Source organism: Thioclava arctica, assembly GCF_040892615.1.
In the GTDB taxonomy this organism is placed as follows: Bacteria; Pseudomonadota; Alphaproteobacteria; order Rhodobacterales; family Rhodobacteraceae; genus Thioclava; species Thioclava arctica.
In genome coordinates this window covers 1-275 of record NZ_JBFRYC010000070.1, presented here as the reverse complement: position 1 = coordinate 275, position 275 = coordinate 1, and the positions used below count along the sequence as shown (strand labels likewise).

Below are 275 nucleotides of genomic sequence, written 5' to 3'. Positions count from 1 at the left end.
TCAACCCCGGCATCTCGGAAAAAGGTGAGCTACTGGCGGCGCGGATCTCGATGGGTGTGGCGCTTGCGGTCGCGACCGATCTGGGTCTCAACCCGCCGGGCTTTGCAGCGCAGACGGTGGCCTTGGCCTTCGGTCTGGCGGCCAGCTCGATCTTCCCGGCTTTGATGATGGGGATCTTCTCCAAGAATATCAACAACTCGGGTGCCGTGGCAGGGATGCTGGTGGGTCTGACGACCACGCTGGTCTACATCTTCCTGCACAAGGGCTGGTTCTTC

Annotated in this window: 1 protein-coding gene; it reads left to right on the top strand. The window is 61.5% G+C overall.

Annotation, left to right across the window (positions count from 1 at the left end; translation table 11 throughout):
• The coding region (locus tag AB4874_RS19955) for a sodium:solute symporter family transporter (protein WP_438273510.1) at positions 1 to 275 on the top strand (275 nt) is incomplete at both ends.